Source organism: Tenacibaculum aestuariivivum, from assembly GCF_964507685.1.
Taxonomy (GTDB): Bacteria; Bacteroidota; Bacteroidia; order Flavobacteriales; family Flavobacteriaceae; genus Polaribacter; species Polaribacter aestuariivivum.
Genome location: NZ_OZ208414.1, coordinates 1,441,202 through 1,462,033, shown reverse-complemented (window position 1 = coordinate 1,462,033; position 20,832 = coordinate 1,441,202). Strand labels below are relative to the sequence as shown.

Below are 20,832 nucleotides of genomic sequence, written 5' to 3'. Positions count from 1 at the left end.
CACGTTTATAGTAGTGTTATATTTTAGCAATTAATTCTTTAAATAATGTAATCATTTTTGGTTCAGCTTTTCCTGCAACAGCAATAATATCAGCAATATCTACAGGTTGTAAATTTTTAGGATCACATTCATCTGTTAAAACAGAAATAGCAGCACAAGGTAAATTAAGTTGTTTAGCCACAATTACTTCAGGTACAGTACTCATACCAACAGCATCAGCTTCTAGTATTTGTAACATTCTGTATTCTGCTCTGGTTTCTAATTGCGGCCCTACAACACTTGCGTACATTCCTTCATGTAACTGTATTTCGTTTGTTTTTGCAATATCTTTCAATAAATTATTGATTTTTTTAGAATAAGGCTCAAGCATATCAGCAAAAATATTACCAAACTCGTTTGCACCTTTAAAAGCTAGAGGAGATCCGCCTTGTAAATTTATATGATCTTCTAAAAGCATTAAATCACCTTTTTTATAGGTCAAATTAATAGCTCCAGCAGCGTTAGAAATCAATAAGTTTTTAATGCCTAAACTATGCATAGTTCTAATTCCGTATGTAACTTCCCAAAGATTATAGTCTTCATACACATGAAAACGCCCCGCCATTACAACTACTTTTTTTCCTGATAAAGTTCCGTAAATTAATTTTCCAGAATGAGATTCAACAGTTGCTTGTGGAAAATGAGGAATATCTGAATATAAAATCTCTTTTTCAATGTCAATTTCGTTGACTAATTTTCCAAGTCCTGTACCTAAAACAATTCCTATTTCAGGATTTGTAATTCCGTTAGCTATTAAATATGCTTTAGTTTCTTGTAATTGTTGTTTTTTCATTGGTTGTATATCTTCGAGTGTCGCAGTTTTTAAAAATTACGATACCTTATTTTATAAAAATTGTTGAAATGCAGGATGATTTTCAATGTCTTCAAACACATCAACATCGTTAAGTTCTTTCAGCAAATGTACGTTTACTTTTTGCAAATCTTTTAGCGTGTCTTTTCTTACGGTTTCTGTACCCCAAGCTTTATTTTGAAAAATATTTGGCTGTAAGGTTTTCATTCCTAAAAGATAATAACCGCCATCTTCGGCAGGACCAATTACAACATCATTTGAATTTAATTTATCAAAAGCATCTTCTATAATTTCTTCGGATAAATCATATAAATCGCTACCAATAATAAGCACTTTTTCATATTTCTCATCAAACGAATTTTTAAAAGCATTTTCCATTCTGATGCCTAAATCATCACCTTTTTGTTGATTTTTTTGATAAATTTTTTTATTCCAAATATCATTATCACGAATTTTCACAGAATAATAAACTGCTTTATCACAACTTAAATTAGCTGTAATTTCATTGGTTTTTGCTAATAGAAATTTATAAATAGATAATGCAGTTTCGTTTCCTACAGTTTTGGCTAAACGTGTTTTTGTCTTTCCTAATTCAGGATTTCTAGTGAAAATTAATAGTAAATTTTTACTCATTTTTTATAATTTGAAGCAATTTCCCGCTTTCCGCACTCGCTTTTTTTTGAAGAAAAATCAAAAAAAGAACTCAAACAATTGCTTCAATCGGGGCTAGGCTTATTTGCAAATAACTATAATTATCAAAAATAGTTTTATATTTTTATAGCCTATTTAAAAATATTTTATATCTAAAAAATCGAATCCGTCAAACTGAATTTATTTCAGTTTCGCATCCTGATTTGCCATAGTTCTTCGCTTTATGCGATGCTGAAATAAATTCAGCATGACATTTAGATATTAAAAAGATTATGCAACCACACCCTGACAGCTACTTCCTGAACCAGCAGTACAGCCGTAACAATGTTGATTAATAATAATATTTCTGTCTTGTAAAATTTCTTCGTTGTATTCCGAAATATGTTTTATGCTACTAGCTACTTTCAAATTTAACATCTGATTAAAATCACAATCATATAAATTACCGTCCCAACTTACAGACAAAGTATTTGTACACATCACATTTTCCACAGCTTTTGGATTATAGGCATCAATTAAAGAATACATATAATCTTCATAATTTTCAGAAGCAATTAAATAATCTAAAAAACGACTGATAGGTAAATTGGTAATCGCAAATAAATTATGAAAATCGATATTAAAATCATCTTTTAAAGCTTTTTTAAAATCGTTTTCAAGCGCCATTTGATCTCCAGGTAAAAAAGCACCAGACGGATTATAAACTAAATCTAATTTTAAGTGAGAACCTTCAATTCCGTAACCAACTTCGTTTAACATTTGCAGTGCTTTGATTGATTTATCAAAAACACCATCACCACGTTGTTTGTCGGTTTTTCCACGTGTCCAATGTGGCATTGACGAAACAACATGAATATTATGTTTTTTGAAAAAATCGGGTAAATCGTGATATTTTTTGTTAGCTCTAATAATTGTTAAGTTAGAACGAACAATAAAATCTTTGATTCCTGCTTTAGAAGCTTCTTCAACAAACCACCTAAAATTAGGATTCATTTCAGGCGCTCCACCAGTTAAATCTAAAGTATGTGCTTGGGTATTTTTTATAACATCCAAACATTGTTGCATGGTTGCTGTGGTCATTATTTCTTTACGATCAGGACCAGCATCAACATGGCAATGTGCACAAACCTGATTACACATATAGCCTAAATTAATCTGAAGAATTTCTAGCTTTTTAGGACGTAAAGGAAATTGATTTGTTTCCTTTATTTTTTTAGCAAACGTAGGTAATTCACCATCAGTAAAAATTCCGTTTGATAAAATATCTAATTGACGTTGTGTATTTGCTAAATCGTTATTTCTAGCTAAAAGTGATTTTTTCATACATTGTTATAAATCAAAAGAAGAAATTATAATTTCTTCTTTTGTTAATTATTTTACATTTCTAATTTGTTCACTTTATTCATCATTTGAACACCATGAACAAGAGTTGCTCCACTTTTTATAGCAGCTCCAACATGAAGCGCTTCCATCATTTCTTCTTTTGTAATTCCGCGTTCTAAACCATCTTTTGTATAGGCATCAATACAATACGGACATTGTTCGGTATGCGCAACGGCTAAAGCAATTAAGCTTTTTTCGCGAGCAGTTAAAGCACCTTCTTCAAATACTTTTCCGTAATAATCAAAAAATTTGTTTCCAAGTTCTTCGTTCCATTCTGTTATTTTTCCAAACTTGCGTAAATCAGCTGGGTCGTAATATGTTTTTGACATCTATTTTTTATGTTGAAAAGTAAAAATACAAATTGTTTTTAAAGTTTTATACCTGTCTACTAACAACACTATACATTAATACAGTTATAAATCCATTATGTAGACGGAGTATTGTTTATTCCATTACAAAAAAAGTGTTGCCTTTTACATATAGACTTTATTTTTTAGGATGTTTAATATAATTTTAAGTATTATCTAGGTTAGTAGAGGTTTGTTTATATTAAACATATTATTTAGTGTAAAAAGAGCGCATAAAAAAGCCTTAACAAATAATGTTAAGGCTTAGTACTGAAGGCGGGACTTGAACCCGCACGGGCATTACAGCCCATTGGATTTTAAGTCCAACGTGTCTACCAATTCCACCACTTCAGCAAGTGGATTTTATAGTTGTTTTTGATTCTTTCTTAAAATAAACCTCGCTAATTAAAGCGAGGTTTAGTACTGAAGGCGGGACTTGAACCCGCACGGGCATTACAGCCCATTGGATTTTAAGTCCAACGTGTCTACCAATTCCACCACTTCAGCATTTTTTGATTGCAAAACAATCAAAATTGGTATGTTTTTTTAAGAAAGTCTCAGAGCGAAAGACGGGATTTGAACCCGCGACCCCCACCTTGGCAAGGTGATGCTCTACCCCTGAGCTACTTTCGCGTAGTCAAAAATTATTTAAAGATCGTTTGCATGTGTTTCAATGCGGGTGCAAACTTACAACCTTTTTTTAGATAAAAAAATTTTTTTTATTTTTTTTTTAAAATTTCGATAATTATTTTTTTTATTGTCATTGAACCAAGAAAGAAATATCTTTGCAAAAAATAAAACGAGTATTGAATTCTATATCAACTGAACATACAACAGGTTCTTTAAAATCAGTATTTAACGATTTTAAACAATTAACTAAAGTAGGATTATCTATAAGTGTTGTTTTTACTTCTATAACAGGATACTTATTAGGGGCTGAAACAATTGACTATAGTATTGTATTATTATTAGCTATTGGAGGCTATCTAATGGTTGGAGCATCAAATGCTTTTAACCAAATTATAGAAAAAGATATAGATAGGTTAATGCAACGTACAAAAAACCGTCCTTTACCAGCTGGAAGAATGAATGTGAGTACAGCATTAATAATTGCAATTATTTTTACTATTGCAGGTATTGGAATTTTATACGCCATTGACCCTAAGTGTGCTTTATTTGGAGCTGTTTCTATTTTTTTGTACACAAGTGCCTACACACCTTTAAAAGCAGTGACACCATTGGCTGTTTTTGTGGGGGCTATTCCTGGAGCTATTCCTTTTATGTTGGGTTGGGTAGCTGCAACAGGTAAATTTGGTATAGAGGCTGGCTTTTTATTTATGATTCAGTTTTTTTGGCAATTTCCTCATTTTTGGGCAATTGGTTGGCTGCAATTTGAAGAGTATAATAAAGCAGGGTTACATATGCTTCCTATGGATAAAAAAGATAAAGGAGCTGTTGTTCAAATAATTTTTTACACCTGTATTATGATTTTAATGTCAATAGCTCCAGTTTTAAAAGTAACAGGGAACTTTTATATTCATCCATTAACAGCCGTAATAGTATTGTTGCTAGGTTTGTTAATGTTATATTATGCTTTTCAATTATACAAGTCAGAAAAAAATACTGATGCACGTAAATTAATGCTAGCAAGTGTTTTTTATATAACAATCGTACCCATAATTTATGTGGTAGATAAATTTTTACATTAATAAAATGAGCGCACAAACTTTACAACAAGAATTAACAGCAGGTAAAAGAAAATCAGCAAAGCCAATGTTATGGGTTGCTATGATTAGTATGGTAATGTTCTTTGCAGGGCTAACAAGTGCTTATGTGGTTAGTATGAAACGAGATGATTGGGTTACTTTTGATTTACCTCAATCATTTTACATTAGCACTGTTTTAATTATACTAAGTAGTATTACATTAATTTTTTCTCAAAAATTTTTAAAGAAAAACAATCTAAAAGCCTCATTGATATTTTTGATGACTACATTAGTGTTAGGTTTAGGTTTTGTATGGTATCAATATGTAGGTTTTAATGAGTTAAAGTCAGTAGGGTTATTCTTTACAGGTCCAGAGAGTACTGTTTCTACTTCTTTTATCATTGGAATAACATTTATGCATATTTTACACCTATTAGCAGGTGTAATTGTGTTACTTGTTGTTATTTATAATCATTTTAAAAAGAAATATTCAGCAGCCGATATGCTTGGGTTTGAGTTAGGTGGCATCTTCTGGCATTTCGTAGATGTTTTATGGATTTATCTATTTTTCTTTTTCTATTTCATAAGATGATGAAAAATGCGTAATTTTGGCACACTGTTTTAACAAAAATTAACAAAAAGAGATTTATGGAAGCAAATATTGCTGTAAATTCTGATAAGAAAGAAACTTGGGGCGGAGGTAGTGAAAAACCATTTGGCGCTAGTTATGGTAAAATGATGATGTGGTTTTTCATCGTTTCAGATGCATTAACATTTTCGGGTTTTTTAGCCGCATACGGTTTAACTCGTTTTAAATTTATTGATTCATGGCCAATAGCCGATGAAGTGTTTACTCACTTTCCCGGATTACATGGGGTACATGCACCAATGTATTATGTAGCCTTAATGACATTTATTTTAATAATATCGTCAGTAACAATGGTGCTTGCTGTTGATGCAGGACATCAAAAGAAACAAGGTAAAGTTGCTTGGTATATGTTTGCTACGATAATTTTCGGAATTATTTTCGTTGGATCTCAAGCATGGGAGTGGAAAAACTTTATAAACGGATCATATGGAGCTGTTAAAACTGTTGATAACCATATTTTACAATTTGTAAAAGACGGTCATCAAATAGCATTAGCAGATTTTGTACATGCTGAAAGAAAAGATAATAGAGTTCAGCATACTCGTGAAAATGGATTATGGTTTGAAAAAGAAGCTACTATTTCACCGTATTCGGTATCTCAAATTCAGGAAGCGTTTAAAAATGATCCATCTCTATTAATTAGAACGGAAAAATTAAATCTTGAAACAAAACAAAAAATAGTTTTGTCAAGACAAGAAAGTTTAGCTCAATTAGCATTAGCAACTAAAGTTGTAGAAGGAGCAAATTTGCAAGAAAATGAATATGGAAATCCTTTATTTGCAGATTTCTTTTTCTTTATTACAGGTTTTCATGGTTTTCATGTTTTATCAGGTATTATTATAAATATTATTATATTTTTCAATGTCGTTTTAGGTACTTACGAACGTAGAGGGCATTATGAAATGGTTGAAAAAGTAGGTTTATATTGGCACTTTGTAGATTTAGTTTGGGTATTTGTATTTACCTTCTTCTATTTAGTATAATTTAAAAACGATATTAAAATGGGTCACGCACACGAATCAAATAAAAAAAGAATCTGGATTGTTTTAGCAATGCTAACAATTATAACAACTATTGAAGTTGCCTTTGGTATAGTTAAGCCAGATGCATTACATTTACATGGATTAGGAACTAGTTGGTTAAATTGGCTTTTTATTATTTTAACATTGGTAAAAGCATATTATATTGCATGGGCTTTTATGCATTTAGAAGGTGAAAAAACATGGTTTAGAAGATCAGTAGTTTGGACTGTTGTATTTCTTATTTCTTATTTGTTATTTATTATTTTGATAGAAGGAGATTATTTACATGAAACATTAGCACCATTAGTAAAATGGTAATCTTATAAAAAAATGAAAAGGTGGTTTTAACCACCTTTTTTTACTTTAATTAAAACCGAAATGGCTAAAACTAAAAAGTTTATTGTTTTGTTTGCACTATTTATAGTGCCTTTGTTGTTTTACATATTTTTGTCTATGGGTATAAATAACTTTGCTAAGTTACCTATAGTTACTAAAAATGTAATTGAAGTCTCAGCCATCAATAAAAAGTACCAATTTAATAGAAAAATATCTATTGTTACTTTTTTAGGTAATAATATTGATATTGTAAAAGGAGAGTTGTTTAACTTAAATGAAAAAATATATAAACCATTTTACGATTTTAATGACTTTCAATTAATTGTTATTGCACCTAAAGGGATGGAGGAAAAAGTAGCACTATTAAAAAAAGAATTAGGAGATTTTACAAATATGATTAAATGGAATTTTATTTTTACTGATGAGGCTGAAATAAAAGTACTTTATAATAGTTTTAAAACAGATGAGGCATTAGATGCCAATTTACATTCATCAAAAGCATTTATTATAGATAAGGATGTTAATTTAAGAGGTAGAAAAGATAATAGTACTAACAGTATACTGTTTGGATATAATATGACTTCTGTATCGGTACTTAGCAAAAAGATGAAAGATGATGTTAAAGTTGTTTTAGCAGAATATCGTTTAGCTTTAAAAAAGAATAATGCAGATAGACAAATTTAAAGTTTTTAAGAAAAGCTAAAAATGAAAAAACAAAATTATTCATACGTAGGTATTTCTTTTATTATATTATTATTTGGTATTTATGCAGTGCCAAAAATTATTAGACATTTTCAAACTGCCGATTTACATACTTTTAATAAGGTTCCTGATTTTGAGTTTATTAATCAAAATGAAGTAACTATAACTAATAAAAGTTTTAAAAATAAAGTATATGTTGTAGAATTTTTTTTTGCAACATGTCCTAGTATTTGCCCAATAATGAATGCTCGAATGATTGATATTCAAAATGAATTTATGGGTAACCTTAACTTTGGAATAGCTTCTTTTTCAATTACGCCTGATATTGATACTCCTAGACAGTTAAAAAACTATGCAATTAAAAATAACATTAACCATAAAAATTGGCACTTATTGACAGGGAAACCAGAAGATGTTGTGTATGATTTATCAAATGAAGGTTTTAAACTATATGCAGGCAAAGGAGAGGATTCACATGGTGGTTTTGAACACTCAGGCTTGTTTGCATTAGTTGATAAAAATGGATACATCCGTTCACGTTATGATGAACATGGTAATCCTATTATGTATTATCGAGCACTTGATGAGCACGGTTTTGGAAATCAAATTCAAGAATTAAAGCAAGATATTAAGTTATTATTAAAAGAATAATTTATAATGAGTAATAAAGAAGAAAAATATAAAAAATTAATAACAATAGTTTCCGTTGTAATACCTTTGGCTGTAGCTGCTTTATTTGGCATTAAAATACCCAATGTAGAGCCGTTATCTTTTTTGCCTCCAATATATGCAACTATTAATGGTTTAACAGCTGTATTGTTAGTTGCTTCGGTACTAGCCATTAAAAATGGAAATAAAAAATTACATGAACAGTTAAATACCACAGCAGTTATTTGTTCAGCTTTGTTTTTGATAATGTATGTGGCTTATCATATGACATCAAATTCAACCTCATTTGGTGGAGAGGGGGTTATTAAATACATTTATTTATTTATATTAATAACACACATCATATTATCAATTATCGTAATACCTTTTGTGTTAATTACCTTTATGAGAGCTCGATTAGGTTATTTTTCAGCACATAAAAAAATTGCAAAAATTACGTTTCCATTATGGTTATATGTTGCCGTAACTGGTGTAGTTGTATATTTAATGATATCTCCATATTATGTTTAAAAATTCTTTATTGATTGCAGTGTTTTTTTTTACTATAAATGCATATTCACAATGCGCCATGTGTAAAGCGGTAGTAGAAGGTGGTAATGAAACTGTTGCCGAAGGTGTTAATAACGGAATTACCTACTTAATGATATTTCCTTATATTTTAGTTGGTGTTTTGTTTTACTTTATTTATAAACATAAAAAAAGATCTAAAAATTAACATTTTAAAAAATATTTTTAGCATAATATATTAATATGTTATAATAATAATTGATTAGTTTTATAAATAACTTAGTGTATTTTAAATATCAATCGATTAATTATTATAAATCATAAAATATTCATTTTGAAAACAAAAATTGTATTATTTATAACCTTATTTACTTCGTTTGCAATTTTTTCTCAAAAAAAATGGACTCTCAAACAGTGTGTAAATTATGCTTTAGAGAACAATATTAGTATAAAACAGCAAAAACTTAGTGTTCAGTTAGCACAAAAAGATGCTGAAATTTCTAAAGGAAATTTTTTACCCAATTTAGGTTTAAGTAATTCACATAGTAGTACTTTTGGATTATCATCAGGGGTTAGCGGTGTTAACACTAGTCAGGATAGATACTCTACTAACTTTAGTTTAGATGCTGGTGGAACTATTTTTAATGGTTTTAGAAATTTAAACACTAAAAAGCAAGCCTTACTTAATGTTAAAGGAAGTAAGTTTGATTTAGCTAAGGTTGAAAACGACATTTCATTAAATGTTGTGAATGCTTATTTAAATGTGTTGTTTGCTAAAGAAAATTTAGCAGTTGCTAAAATTCAGTCTCAAATTAGTAAATATCAAATAAAAAGAGCAAAAGCACAATTTGATGCGGGTGTTATTGCTAAAGGAAATTTGTTGAATATACAATCTACCGCAGCAAATGACATTCAGAGTTTAGTATTACAAGAAAATATGTTGAATTTAGCTTTGTTAAATTTAGCACAATTACTTCAAGTGTCATCCGATAATTTTGACGTAGCTCCTATAATTATAGGCGCTCCATCAAAATCCTTATTGTATAGTTCTTCAAAAATAATATTCAATAAAGCTTTAACAAATAGACCAGAAATTAAAAAGGCAAAGTTAAATGCAGAAAATGCAGAATTAAATATTAAACTAGCAAAAGGAGCCTATTTACCAACATTAAGATATTCAGCCAGAGCAGGAACTTCTTATTTTACTGTTTTTGGTGAGCCAGATGTTATGTATGTATCAGATCCGGTAACTAAGGTTGTAAGTTCAGTTTCAAACGGCTTTAGTACTCAGCTAGATAATAACTTAAGTTATGGTGTAGGTTTGTCATTAAGCATTCCTATTTTTAATAGATTTCATACAAAAAATAGCGTAGCAAAATCTGTAATAAACAAAGAGCAGAGTATGTTTGCGCTAGAAAGTCAGAAATTACAATTACAGCAAGAGATAGAAAAATCATATTTAGATGCTAAAGCAGCTGCAAAAACATATGAAGCAGCACAAGTATCTTTAATAGCCCAAAAAGAAGCCTTTAAAAATGCTGAAGTAAGTTATGATTACGGCTCTATAACACAATTTGATTTTGATCAAGTTCGTAATCGTTTAGTAAATGCAGAAGGGGTAATGATACGATCTAAGTATGATTATGTTTTTAAGACTAAAGTGTTAAAGTTTTACTTTGGAGAGTCTATTGCAGAATAATTTAAATTTAAACCTCGTTAATTAAAACTTAACGAGGTTTTTTGTTTATAATGTATCTTTGCAAAAAAATAAATTTCAATTGGCAATAATCTTAAACATAGAAACAGCAACTAAGAATTGTTCGGTGTCATTAGTAGAAAACGGACAAGTTTTAGCTATAAGACAATTAAATGATGGTAATTATTCTCACGCAGAGAAATTACATCCTTTTATTCATGAAATTTTAAAAGAAGTTAATATAACTACAAATGCCATTGACGCTGTAGCTGTAAGTAAAGGGCCAGGATCATATACAGGGCTTCGTATAGGTGTTTCTGCAGCCAAAGGAATTTGCTATGCAATAGGTAAACCCTTGATTTCGATAGAAACATTAGCATCTTTAGCGCATAGTATTTCTATAGAACAAGGTTTAATAATACCAATGTTAGATGCGCGAAGAATGGAGGTGTATTCAGCGGTATATAATACTACTTATGAGAAAGTTAGAGAAATAAAAGCTGAAATTATTAATAAAAATTCTTTTCAAGAAGAATTGTTAAAAGGAAAAGTTTATTTTCTGGGTGATGGTGCAGCAAAATGTAAAGAAATATTATTGCATGATAATGCCATATTTATTGAAGATAAATTTCCATCAGCAAAACAAATGGCTTTATTAAGTTATAATAAGTACAAAAAAAACGACATCGAAGATGTCGCTTATTTTGAACCTTTTTATTTAAAAGATTTTATTGCTATTCCAGAAAAAAAGAAGCTCTAAGCTTCTTTTTGAATTTCAACAGCATGTGGGTATGGAATTTCAATTCCAGCCTTGTCTAATGCTATTTTTACGTTCTCGATAATAAAAAAGTTAGCATCCCAGTAATCAGCTGATTTTACCCAAGTTCTAGTTGTAAAATTAACAGAACTATCAGCTAATTCACTAACCATAACAGCTGGTTCGGGTTTTTTTAATGTATATGGTGCATTTTTTAATACACTTAATAATACATCTTTAGTTTCTTTTATATCTGCATCATATGAAACACCAAAAACTAAATCAACGCGTCTGTGCTCTTCTGCAGAGTAATTAATAATATTACCGTTTGATAAAATACCATTAGGCACAATAACCTCTTTGTTGTCTACTGTATTTAATTTAGTTGTAAATATTTGAATATCTTTCACTACTCCTTGTTCTCCCTGAGCTTCAATATAGTCACCAATTTTAAAAGGTTTAAAAACCATAATTAAAGCACCACCGGCAAAATTAGATAAAGAACCTTGTAATGCCATACCAATAGCTAAACCAGCTGCTGCAATAATAGCTGCAAAAGAAGTTGTTTCTAAACCTAGTTGTCCGGCAACTGTTACAAATAAAAATATTTTTAATCCCCAATTAACTAAACTCGATAAAAAACCTTGTAGTGATTCATCTAAATCACGTTTTACCATTAGTTTATTAACAGCTTTTGTCAAAATTTTAATAATCCATAAACCAATAATTAAAATTATGAATGCCGAAATTATTTTTGGTCCGAATTCAAATAAAAGTTCTTTTAATCTTTCAATGTTTGTTTCCATTATATCAATTTATAAGTTGACTGTAAAAGTAAAATATAATTTGATTGCAAGTTAACTTTATATCAAAAATAATGTGTTGATAAACTAATTAACAATAAGTGTTATTGAAGCTAATTCCTGCTTTTTGTACTCGCTCTCTATGAGTAACTCAAACAAATACTTTAATCGGGGCTAACCGTATTAATAGTATAAAGCGTAATATTTAAAGTTGTACTATTTCGATGAATTGAGAGTTTATAAGTATAAAAAAAGCGATTTTACTTTTGTAAAATCGCTTTTTAATAATTTTATTTAAAAATTACTTTACCTCAAAAGTAATTTTTAAGTTTACTCTAAACTCAGTTACATCATCTCCATCTACAACAGCACTTTGCGATTGTACAAATACAGATTTAATATTTTTTACAGATTTAGAGGCTTGTTTTACTGCCTTTCTTGTAGCTTCTTCCCAACTTTTATCAGAGTTAGATAATACTTCAATAACTTTCATAACTGCCATAATAATTTTTTTAAGTTAATACTTTGTAAATATAACTTTTTCAGACTATTATTTCTAATAATAAAGTTAGTCTAAAATCCTAATGTTAATTTAATGTTATGTAAATGTTTGGTTTGTGTAAAATTTATTCGTACATTTGAAATATTAGAAAGAGTATTAATTATAAAATCAAAAGACATGAGAAAATTTATATTAGTTATTTGCATATTATCGATATCATTATTACAAGCTAAAAATACCGATCCAAAGTTTGAAAAAGAAGGAAGTCTTGTAAAAGCAACTTATTTTTATAAAGATGGTAAAGTAAAAGAGCAAGGTTTTTTTAAGGATAAGAAATTAACAGGAACATGGGTTTCATTTGATGCAAAAGGAAATAAATCGGTTATTGCACACTATGAAGGAGGTAAAAAAACAGGAAAGTGGTTTATGTGGAAAGAAGATGGGTTAAAAGAAATAGATTATAATAATAATATTATTGCAAGTGTTCAAACCTGGAAAGAGGAAACAAAAGTGGCTGTTAAATAGCTTATTAAATAAAAAGGTTGAGTATGTTACTCAGCCTTTTTTATTTTCTGCCAAAGTCAGCTGGAATTTCTCCCCAAGCTTTAGTTTCCCATTTCAATATAGGGTTTTCAAAAGAATTTTCATGAAGCCATTTTTCAGCACGTTTTATTAGGTCTAAAATTTCTTTATTATTAGCATCAAAAGTTAAATTTGTTCTACATTGCTTTTTTTTAACCCAGCTCATGGCTATTCTTGAGTCAGAATATATAGGATACATATCCATTTTTTTATTCTTTAAAAGTGCAATACCATGTACCAAAGCCAAAAATTCACCAATATTATTAGTGCCTTTTTTAAAAGGTCCTAGTCTAAAAATTTCTTTTTTATTTTTAGTTGAAACACCTCGATATTCCATTATGCCTGGGTTACCAGCACAAGCAGCATCAACGGAAATACTTTCTAGGATTGGAGATCCATAACTGGCTTTTTCTTTAGTAGATAGCACTGCCTTTTTGGTATCTTTTCCCTTGTAATCGTTGTAACTTTTTGTAAAAGCAATTTCAGCTTGTTTTTTATCTATAAAAGCTTTGTATTGTGCACCTTCAAATTTTGTAATTTGTTTTTTACAAACATTCCACGATGTGAAAATTCCTGTTTTTAAGCCTTTCCAAACAACATAATATTTTTTTTTAGGCATTTTTTAAAATTTCTTGTTGAATAACCTTAGGAAAGTGTTCTTGTTCTAATAAATGAATTTTAGTAGCAATATCATGAGCTGAATCTGAAGGTAATAAATTAGTCTTTGCTTGAAAAATTATAGCACCTTCATCATAATTTTCATTAACATAATGAACTGTAATACCTGTTTCAGTTTCATTATTTTGCTTTACAGCCTGATGAACATTCATGCCATACATACCTTTTCCACCGTATTTTGGAAGCAAAGCAGGGTGTATGTTTATAATTTTATTAGGAAATTCTTGTACTATTTTGCTAGGAATACGCCATAGAAATCCAGCAAGTATAACTATGTCAGCTTCTATTTGTAAAAAAGTTAAAACAGTGTCATCTTTTATAAAGCTCTCTTTATCAAATAATGAAGCATCTATATTTAAACGTTCGCATCTGTCAAATACTTTGGCATGTTCATTGTTAGAAAGCACATGAGTAACCCTAGCAATTTTACTGTTTTGAAAGTATTTAATAATATTTTCGGCATTAGTACCCGAACCAGAAGCAAGAATTACTATACGTTTCATCTTTAAATATGTTATATTTGTTACTACAAAAAAAAGGATTATTATTAACAACGACGGTGTTTGTAGAAAAATATTTATATTTTTTTTCACATTAAACACCACATTTTTGAGCAAAAGTTAGAATTAATAGTTAAGATTTGTATTTTTGCCTCGACTTTAAATTTAAAAACAAACAAATTATGTCAGACATAGCATCAAGAGTAAAAGCAATTATCGTAGACAAATTAGGAGTAGACGATAACGAAGTAACTAACGAAGCAAGCTTCACAAATGATTTAGGAGCAGATTCTTTAGATACTGTAGAATTAATCATGGAATTTGAAAAAGAATTTGATATTCAAATTCCAGACGATCAAGCAGAAAACATTGGTACTGTTGGTCAAGCGGTTAGCTATATTGAAGAAGCTAAAAAATAATAATTATATAAAATTCATATGCAATTAAAACGAGTTGTAGTAACTGGACTTGGCGCATTAACGCCAATAGGAAATAATAAAGAAGAATATTGGAATAGCTTAGTTAACGGAGTTAGCGGAGCAGCGCCTATAACGTATTTCGATGCTGCCAAGTTCAAAACTCGTTTTGCATGTGAGTTAAAAAACTTTAACGTAACAGATTTCATTAACAGGAAAGATGCACGTAAAATGGATAGGTTTACACAATATGCTATGGTAGCTTCTGATGAAGCAATAGCAGATTCAAAATTAGATCTAGACAAAATAAATAAGTTAAGAGTAGGTGTAATTTGGGGAGCAGGTATTGGGGGTTTAGAAACTTTTCAAAATGAAGCAATAAACTTTGGTGCTGGAGATGGTACACCAAGATTTAATCCTTTTTTTATCCCAAAAATGATTGCAGACATTGCGCCGGGTCATATTTCTATTAAAAATGGATTTATGGGGCCCAATTATACAACAGTATCTGCGTGTGCATCATCTGCAAACGCAATGATTGATGCGCTAAACTATATTAGGTTAGGATATTGTGATGTTATTGTAACAGGTGGTAGTGAAGCTGCTGTAACTATTGCAGGTGTTGGTGGGTTTAATGCAATGCATGCGCTTTCAACAAGAAATGAAAGTCCTGAAACTGCATCAAGACCTTTTGATAAGCAGCGTGATGGATTTGTTCTAGGAGAAGGAGCAGGTGCAATTGTTTTAGAAGAGTATGAATACGCAAAAGCTCGAGGAGCTAAAATTTATGCAGAAGTTATTGGAGGAGGTATGTCATCAGATGCTTATCATATGACAGCACCACACCCTGAAGGAATTGGTGTAATAGCAGTAATGAAAAACTGTCTTGAAAATGCTGGTTTAAAACCAGAAGATGTTGATCATATAAATACACATGGTACCTCTACACCTTTAGGTGATGTAGCTGAGTTAAAAGCTATATCTGAGGTTTTTGGTGATCATGCAAAAAGTATTAATATCAACTCTACTAAATCTATGACAGGGCACTTATTAGGTGCTGCTGGAGCAATAGAGTCTATAGCTTCTATATTAGCTATGGAGCATGGTATTATTCCGCCAACTATTAATCATGTTAATGTTGATGAAAATATAAACCCTGATTTAAATTTAACACTAAATAAGCCTCAGAAAAGAGAAATTAAAGTAGCAATGAGTAATACATTTGGTTTTGGAGGTCATAATGCATGTGTAGCGTTTAGAAAATTAGATTAATTTAATATGAATTTTCTTCGTAGAATAGTCAAGCCCCAAAATAAAGAGGATGAAAATTTTTACTACGAGTTAAAAGAATTACTAAACTTTAAACCTATAAAACTTTCACATTATAAGAAAGCATTTACGCATAGATCTTTAAAATTAATTGATAAAAAAGGAAACCCTATTAATTACGAACGATTAGAATTTTTAGGCGATGCAATTTTAGGATCCGTAATAGCTTCTTATTTATATAAGAAAGTTCCTAAAGGGGATGAAGGATATTTAACACAAATGCGATCTAAAGTAGTGAGTAGAGTTCATTTAAATACTTTAGGTAAAGATTTAGACTTAACACGATTTGTGAAAAGTAATATGTCTACAGAGCATTTTAGTAATAATATTTATGGTAATATTTTTGAAGCTTTAATAGGTGCTATCTTTTTAGATAGAGGATATAATTATTGTTCTCAATTTATTTATGAACAGGTTATTTTACCTTATGTAAATATTGAGCGGCTTGAAGGTAAAATATCAAGTTATAAAGGTTATGTTATTGAGTGGTGTCAAAAAAACAAAAGAAAGTACAAATTTGAATCGTACGAAGACACTGGAAACCAAAATACAAGGCATTTTAGCGTTATTGTGACTATTGCTGGTAAAATTATGGGTAAAGGAAGAGCTACTTCTAAGAAAAAAGCTGAAGAAATTGCAGCAAAAAGAGTTTATTTTGCAATGCAAAGTGAAATGGAAAATTCTTAACATTACTATAAAAACGTTTTCATTAAATTCACACTATATTTTAGATACATTCATTAATTTAGCAAAAAAGCAAATAATTGTTTTTATGGCTATTTATACATTGAATATTAATGAATTTTCTACTAATGATTATGCTTTAATAGGTATTCATACAACACTTAATGAGTACAAATTGGCATATTTGCTAAATAAGTATTTAAATGTTACGTTTAGCAAATCAACTTATGATTTAGATTTTACTCATAAAAATAATAAATCTTTTTATTCTGTATATGAGTATACAAATACAGAGTTAGATTATAATTGGTTTTTAATAACCAATGTATATAAATCCACCCGTAAAACAACAACATCAACAAGTCTCTTTAATGAGAGTGATACAATTTCACGTCTTATTCCTGAGAAAAAAAAAGTTGATTTTTTTTTAAAAATAGAAGGAGGTTATAATCTTAGTGATATTGTAAAAACAATTGAACAGATTAATAAAATACCTCAAATTATTACCTCATACAACGTAGAGGTTGAATCTTTAAAGTCGAAAAACTTTTTAATATTTTAAACTATGCCACACAACAAAAAAACAAAAATCGTAGCAACTCTAGGGCCAGCTACAAATACTAAAGAAATTTTAGCCGAAATGGCTGCTGCTGGAGTAAATGTTTTTAGAGTTAACTTTTCTCATGCCGATTATGATGATGTAAGAGTACGCATTCGACAAATAAGAGAAATTAATGAAGAGAGAGGTTACAATTTAGCTGTTTTAGCAGATTTACAAGGCCCTAAGTTAAGAGTAGGGGTAATGAATGAAGGAGTGGAGTTAAAAGAAGGTGATACGTTTATATTTACTACTGAGCAGTGTAAAGGAACAAAGGATAAAGCTTTTATGACATATCAGCGCTTTCCTAAAGATGTAAAGGCTGGGGAACAAATTTTAGTGGATGACGGTAAGCTATTATTTGAAGTTGTTTCTACCGATAAAAATACAGAAGTAATTACTAAAGTTATTGTAGGTGGTGCTTTAAAATCTAAAAAAGGAGTTAATTTACCGAACACAAATATTTCATTACCAGCATTAACAGAAAAAGATAAGAGAGACGTTGCTTTTGCTTTAGAGCAGGAAGTGGATTGGATTGCCTTATCTTTTGTGAGAACTCCTGAAGATTTACGTATTTTACGTGATATAATCAAGCAGAAATCAAGATATAGAGTTCCTGTAATTGCAAAAATAGAAAAACCAGAGGCTGTAGAAAATATAGATGCTTTAATTCCATATTGTGATGGGTTAATGGTTGCTCGTGGAGATTTAGGAGTTGAGGTACCAATGCAGGATGTTCCGTTAATTCAAAAAATGTTAGTAAGAAGAGCGAAGCAAGCAAGAATTCCTGTAATTATTGCTACGCAAATGATGGAAACAATGATTGAAAATGCTGTTCCAACAAGAGCAGAAGTTAATGATGTTGCAAATTCAATTATGGATGGAGCTGATGCTGTAATGCTTTCAGGTGAAACATCAGTAGGTAAATACCCAATAAAAGTTATCAAAAAAATGACAGAAATTATTGGAAGTGTTGAGTTTTCTGATTTAATAAAAGTACCACAAGAGGCACCTCATATTCGTACTAATAGATTTATTACAAAATCAGTTTGCCACCATGCTGCTTTAATGGCAGATGATATGAATGCAGCGGCAATTACTACTTTAACAAATAGTGGGTATACTGCTTTTCAAGTTTCTGCATGGAGACCAAAATCACACGTATTAGCATTTTCATCAGAAAAAAGAATATTAGGTAAGTTGAATCTGTTATGGGGAGTTAGAGCTTTTTATTATGACAGAGATTTAAGTACTGATGATACTTTAGAGGATATTAATGAAATAGCTAAAGAAAAAGGTTTTGTTAAAGCTGGTGATTTTATGATTAACTTATCATCAATGCCTGTTAAAGCAAAAGGAATGGTTAATACGTTACGTGTTTCTCATATTGACTAAAACAATATAAATATTATAAAAAAAGAGGATTGAATTATTAATAATTCAATCCTCTTTTTTTATAATATTTTGAAATAAGGTTATTGATTATAGGTTTACTTCTTTGTGTATATTTTCAGAAGCACGTTTTTCTAATTCAGCTTGAAATTCTTCCATAACAGGCTTTACAGTACTTTCAGGTATTTCATCAACCTTAATGTATAATAAACCATCAATTGCATTATTAAATTTCGGATCAACATTAAAAGCAACTAAACGTGCATTTTGTTTTACATATTTTTTAATTAACACAGGCATTCTTAAAGCGCCTGGCTCAATTTCATCAATAATTTTATCAAATTTTTGCATATCTGCTTTGGTGGCATCAAATACAAAATCTTTGTCAGCATCTTTCAATTTAACTTTAAATTCTTTCTTTGGGCGTATATATTGAGCAACATAAGGGTCGTAATAATGAGATTTCATGAACTCAATCATTAAAGATTTAGAAAATTCCGAGAACTTATTGCTAATACTCACTCCGCCCATTAAGTATTTGTATTCGGGGTAACGTAGTGTAACATGTACAATACCTTTCCATAGTAAAAATAAAGGCATTGGTTTTTGTTGATATTTTTTAGCAACAAATGCTCTACCTAATTCCATAGAGCTTTGCATCATACCATATAACTCTGGTTCTATTCTAAATAAAGTATGCACATAAAAACCATTAATCCCATATTTTTTATAGATGTCCTTTCCTAACCCCATTCGGTAAGCACCTACCAATTCATCAGCAACATTATCCCACAAAAAAAGATGATGATAATATTTATCAAACTTATCTAAGTCAATTGTTTTATTAGTTCCTTCACCAACTTCTCTAAAAGTTATTTCTCGTAATCGACCTATTTCATGTAAAACATTTGGTATCTCTTTTGCCGTTGCAAAAAAAACTTCATAATTTTTGCTTTGTAATAGTCTGCTTCCTTTATCTCGTAAGGTTTCAACTTCTTTAATAAATAGGTTTTGGCTTCTCTGAGGGGTAATGTTTTTAGCTCGTTTAGCTATTTTTAAATTTTGTGTTGATAATATTTTTTGAGATGTTTTTTCAAAAGGATTTGCCAACATATATGTTTTCTTTCTTATAAATTCATAAAAAGAAGGTACATCTTTATATTGTTCTTGATCTTTAACAGAGATAGGTTTTCCTATTCGTACTTTTATAACTCTATTTTTTTGAGAAATAGCTTCAGACGGAAGTTTTGCGGTTCTTAAGGTTCCACTTATTTTAGATAAAAGGTAAAATAAACGACTGTTTTTAGCGTGAAAATAAATAGGAATTACAGGAACCTTTGCTTTTTTTATTAAGCGTACTGCACCATCTTCCCATGGTTTATCTACCATTAATTTACCATCACGGTAGGTAGATACCTCACCCGCAGGAAAAATACCAAGAGGTTTTCCTTCTCGTAAATGTAGTAACGCACCTTTAATACCTGCAATACTTGATTTCGCATCCTTTCTTGTTTCAAAAGGATTAACAGGCATTATATAAGGTTTTAAAGGCTCTATTCTGTGTAGTAAAAAGTTTGCTATTATTTTATAATCAGCTCTTTTTTCAATTAATAATTTTAATAGTAAAACACCATCTATTCCTCCTAACGGATGATTTGAAATTGTGATGAAAGGGCCATCTTTAGGTATTCTTTTTAAATCATCTTCTGGTATTTCAAATTCAATTTTACAATCAGTTAAAACACCATTCAAAAATTCTAAGTCAGTTTTATCCTTATTATTATTATAAATTTTGTTAATAGCAGAAATGCGTAAAATCTTCATCAATAACCAACCCGTAAAAGTTCCGACTACACCGAACTTATCAACTCCAATAACTTTAGCAATCTCTTTTGATGTAACTATTCCCATTAATTTAAATTTGGCACAAACGCAAATATAAAATATTTTAAAACAAGTTTTATATCTAAGTTAAGTTTAATAATTTAAAAAGAGGTTATTTTTTAAAACAACCTCTTTACATAGGTATGTAAATACATACCTACGTATTATTAAATTTAATTTTTAGTATAA

At 29.8% G+C, this 20,832-nt stretch carries 25 protein-coding genes and 3 tRNA genes; 16 read left to right on the top strand and 12 right to left on the bottom strand.

What is annotated here, in order from left to right:
* Positions 1-16: 16 nt before the first annotated feature.
* The 7 genes from ACN5J4_RS06455 to ACN5J4_RS06425 form a co-directional block, all read right to left on the bottom strand.
* A complete protein-coding gene (locus ACN5J4_RS06455; protein WP_418649196.1) occupies positions 17-832 on the bottom strand; it encodes a purine-nucleoside phosphorylase in 816 nt (271 codons plus the stop codon).
* 51 nt (positions 833-883) lie between these two features.
* Positions 884-1,483, bottom strand: coding sequence for a TIGR04282 family arsenosugar biosynthesis glycosyltransferase (locus tag ACN5J4_RS06450; RefSeq protein ID WP_418649195.1), 600 nt, complete (start codon positions 1,481-1,483; stop codon positions 884-886).
* A 288-nt stretch (positions 1,484-1,771) separates the two neighbouring features.
* Positions 1,772-2,824 carry an arsenosugar biosynthesis radical SAM (seleno)protein ArsS gene (arsS, locus tag ACN5J4_RS06445; protein WP_418649194.1) on the bottom strand — a complete coding sequence of 351 codons (1,053 nt, stop codon included), beginning with the start codon at positions 2,822-2,824 and terminating at the stop codon, positions 1,772-1,774.
* 53 nt (positions 2,825-2,877) lie between these two features.
* Positions 2,878-3,213, bottom strand: a complete 336-nt coding sequence (locus ACN5J4_RS06440) for an arsenosugar biosynthesis-associated peroxidase-like protein (protein WP_028888674.1) — start codon at positions 3,211-3,213, stop codon at positions 2,878-2,880.
* Positions 3,214-3,499: 286 nt separating this feature from the next.
* A tRNA-Leu gene (locus ACN5J4_RS06435) sits at positions 3,500-3,585 on the bottom strand.
* A gap of 67 nt (positions 3,586-3,652) precedes the next feature.
* Positions 3,653-3,738, bottom strand: a tRNA-Leu gene (locus ACN5J4_RS06430).
* Between the two features lie 54 nt (positions 3,739-3,792).
* Positions 3,793-3,864: transfer RNA gene (locus ACN5J4_RS06425), tRNA-Gly, on the bottom strand.
* 173 nt (positions 3,865-4,037) lie between these two features.
* On the opposite strand from ACN5J4_RS06425, the gene cyoE reads away from it, so the two are divergent.
* From cyoE to tsaB, 10 genes are all read left to right on the top strand, one after another.
* A complete protein-coding gene (gene cyoE, locus ACN5J4_RS06420; RefSeq protein ID WP_418649193.1) occupies positions 4,038-4,940 on the top strand; it encodes a heme o synthase in 903 nt (300 codons plus the stop codon).
* A gap of 4 nt (positions 4,941-4,944) precedes the next feature.
* A complete protein-coding gene (locus tag ACN5J4_RS06415) occupies positions 4,945-5,529 on the top strand; it encodes a cytochrome c oxidase subunit 3 (protein WP_418649192.1) in 585 nt (194 codons plus the stop codon).
* Between the two features lie 56 nt (positions 5,530-5,585).
* Positions 5,586-6,569 carry a cytochrome c oxidase subunit 3 gene (locus ACN5J4_RS06410; protein WP_418649191.1) on the top strand — a complete coding sequence of 328 codons (984 nt, stop codon included), beginning with the start codon at positions 5,586-5,588 and terminating at the stop codon, positions 6,567-6,569.
* An 18-nt stretch (positions 6,570-6,587) separates the two neighbouring features.
* Positions 6,588-6,926, top strand: a complete 339-nt coding sequence (locus ACN5J4_RS06405; protein ID WP_418649190.1) for a cytochrome C oxidase subunit IV family protein — start codon at positions 6,588-6,590, stop codon at positions 6,924-6,926.
* A 60-nt stretch (positions 6,927-6,986) separates the two neighbouring features.
* Positions 6,987-7,628, top strand: a complete 642-nt coding sequence (locus ACN5J4_RS06400; RefSeq protein ID WP_418649189.1) for a hypothetical protein — start codon at positions 6,987-6,989, stop codon at positions 7,626-7,628.
* Between the two features lie 21 nt (positions 7,629-7,649).
* Positions 7,650-8,297, top strand: a complete 648-nt coding sequence (locus ACN5J4_RS06395; protein ID WP_418649188.1) for an SCO family protein — start codon at positions 7,650-7,652, stop codon at positions 8,295-8,297.
* Positions 8,298-8,303: 6 nt separating this feature from the next.
* Positions 8,304-8,825 (top strand): DUF420 domain-containing protein, encoded by a 522-nt coding sequence (locus ACN5J4_RS06390; protein WP_418649187.1) that lies wholly within the window; start codon positions 8,304-8,306, stop codon positions 8,823-8,825.
* Entirely contained in the window at positions 8,818-9,030 is a 213-nt protein-coding gene (locus tag ACN5J4_RS06385; RefSeq protein ID WP_418649186.1) for a hypothetical protein, read from the top strand. The genes ACN5J4_RS06390 and ACN5J4_RS06385 overlap by 8 nt, the downstream gene beginning before the upstream one ends.
* Before the next feature lie 126 nt (positions 9,031-9,156).
* Positions 9,157-10,521: a TolC family protein gene (locus ACN5J4_RS06380; protein ID WP_418649185.1), complete on the top strand. Its 1,365-nt coding sequence runs from the start codon at positions 9,157-9,159 to the stop codon at positions 10,519-10,521.
* Between the two features lie 79 nt (positions 10,522-10,600).
* The gene (gene tsaB, locus ACN5J4_RS06375; RefSeq protein WP_418649184.1) at positions 10,601-11,278 is read left to right on the top strand and encodes a tRNA (adenosine(37)-N6)-threonylcarbamoyltransferase complex dimerization subunit type 1 TsaB; all 678 of its coding nucleotides are present in this window, start codon (positions 10,601-10,603) and stop codon (positions 11,276-11,278) included.
* Here tsaB and ACN5J4_RS06370 read toward each other — a convergent pair.
* Together ACN5J4_RS06370 and ACN5J4_RS06365 are read right to left on the bottom strand one after the other, a co-directional pair.
* Positions 11,275-12,081 carry a mechanosensitive ion channel family protein gene (locus tag ACN5J4_RS06370; protein ID WP_418649183.1) on the bottom strand — a complete coding sequence of 269 codons (807 nt, stop codon included), beginning with the start codon at positions 12,079-12,081 and terminating at the stop codon, positions 11,275-11,277. The two genes, tsaB and ACN5J4_RS06370, sit on opposite strands and share 4 nt — an antisense overlap.
* Before the next feature lie 298 nt (positions 12,082-12,379).
* Complete coding sequence (locus ACN5J4_RS06365; RefSeq protein WP_058885941.1) at positions 12,380-12,580, bottom strand: dodecin family protein; 201 nt, start codon at positions 12,578-12,580, stop codon at positions 12,380-12,382.
* A 177-nt stretch (positions 12,581-12,757) separates the two neighbouring features.
* On the opposite strand from ACN5J4_RS06365, the gene ACN5J4_RS06360 reads away from it, so the two are divergent.
* A complete protein-coding gene (locus ACN5J4_RS06360; RefSeq protein ID WP_418649182.1) occupies positions 12,758-13,105 on the top strand; it encodes a toxin-antitoxin system YwqK family antitoxin in 348 nt (115 codons plus the stop codon).
* 40 nt (positions 13,106-13,145) lie between these two features.
* Here the strand turns inward: ACN5J4_RS06360 and ACN5J4_RS06355 are convergent, their stop codons facing one another.
* Together ACN5J4_RS06355 and ACN5J4_RS06350 are read right to left on the bottom strand one after the other, a co-directional pair.
* Positions 13,146-13,781 carry a viroplasmin family protein gene (locus ACN5J4_RS06355; RefSeq protein WP_418649181.1) on the bottom strand — a complete coding sequence of 212 codons (636 nt, stop codon included), beginning with the start codon at positions 13,779-13,781 and terminating at the stop codon, positions 13,146-13,148.
* A complete protein-coding gene (locus ACN5J4_RS06350; protein WP_418649180.1) occupies positions 13,774-14,343 on the bottom strand; it encodes a phosphoribosylglycinamide formyltransferase in 570 nt (189 codons plus the stop codon). Before ACN5J4_RS06350 ends, ACN5J4_RS06355 begins: the two co-directional genes overlap by 8 nt.
* A gap of 179 nt (positions 14,344-14,522) precedes the next feature.
* Between ACN5J4_RS06350 and ACN5J4_RS06345 the strand changes: the two genes are divergently transcribed.
* The 5 genes from ACN5J4_RS06345 to pyk all read left to right on the top strand — a co-directional run bounded on the left by ACN5J4_RS06345 (position 14,523) and on the right by pyk (position 18,762).
* Positions 14,523-14,759, top strand: a complete 237-nt coding sequence (locus ACN5J4_RS06345; protein WP_068702406.1) for an acyl carrier protein — start codon at positions 14,523-14,525, stop codon at positions 14,757-14,759.
* A gap of 18 nt (positions 14,760-14,777) precedes the next feature.
* A complete protein-coding gene (gene fabF / locus ACN5J4_RS06340; RefSeq protein ID WP_418649179.1) occupies positions 14,778-16,028 on the top strand; it encodes a beta-ketoacyl-ACP synthase II in 1,251 nt (416 codons plus the stop codon).
* A gap of 6 nt (positions 16,029-16,034) precedes the next feature.
* Positions 16,035-16,772 carry a ribonuclease III gene (gene rnc, locus ACN5J4_RS06335; protein WP_418649178.1) on the top strand — a complete coding sequence of 246 codons (738 nt, stop codon included), beginning with the start codon at positions 16,035-16,037 and terminating at the stop codon, positions 16,770-16,772.
* Positions 16,773-16,857: 85 nt separating this feature from the next.
* A complete protein-coding gene (locus ACN5J4_RS06330; RefSeq protein WP_418649177.1) occupies positions 16,858-17,331 on the top strand; it encodes an IPExxxVDY family protein in 474 nt (157 codons plus the stop codon).
* A gap of 3 nt (positions 17,332-17,334) precedes the next feature.
* The gene (gene pyk, locus ACN5J4_RS06325; RefSeq protein WP_418649176.1) at positions 17,335-18,762 is read left to right on the top strand and encodes a pyruvate kinase; all 1,428 of its coding nucleotides are present in this window, start codon (positions 17,335-17,337) and stop codon (positions 18,760-18,762) included.
* A gap of 87 nt (positions 18,763-18,849) precedes the next feature.
* Here pyk and ACN5J4_RS06320 read toward each other — a convergent pair whose 3' ends face one another.
* Entirely contained in the window at positions 18,850-20,670 is a 1,821-nt protein-coding gene (locus tag ACN5J4_RS06320; protein WP_418649175.1) for a GNAT family N-acyltransferase, read from the bottom strand.
* Positions 20,671-20,832: the final 162 nt, after the last annotated feature.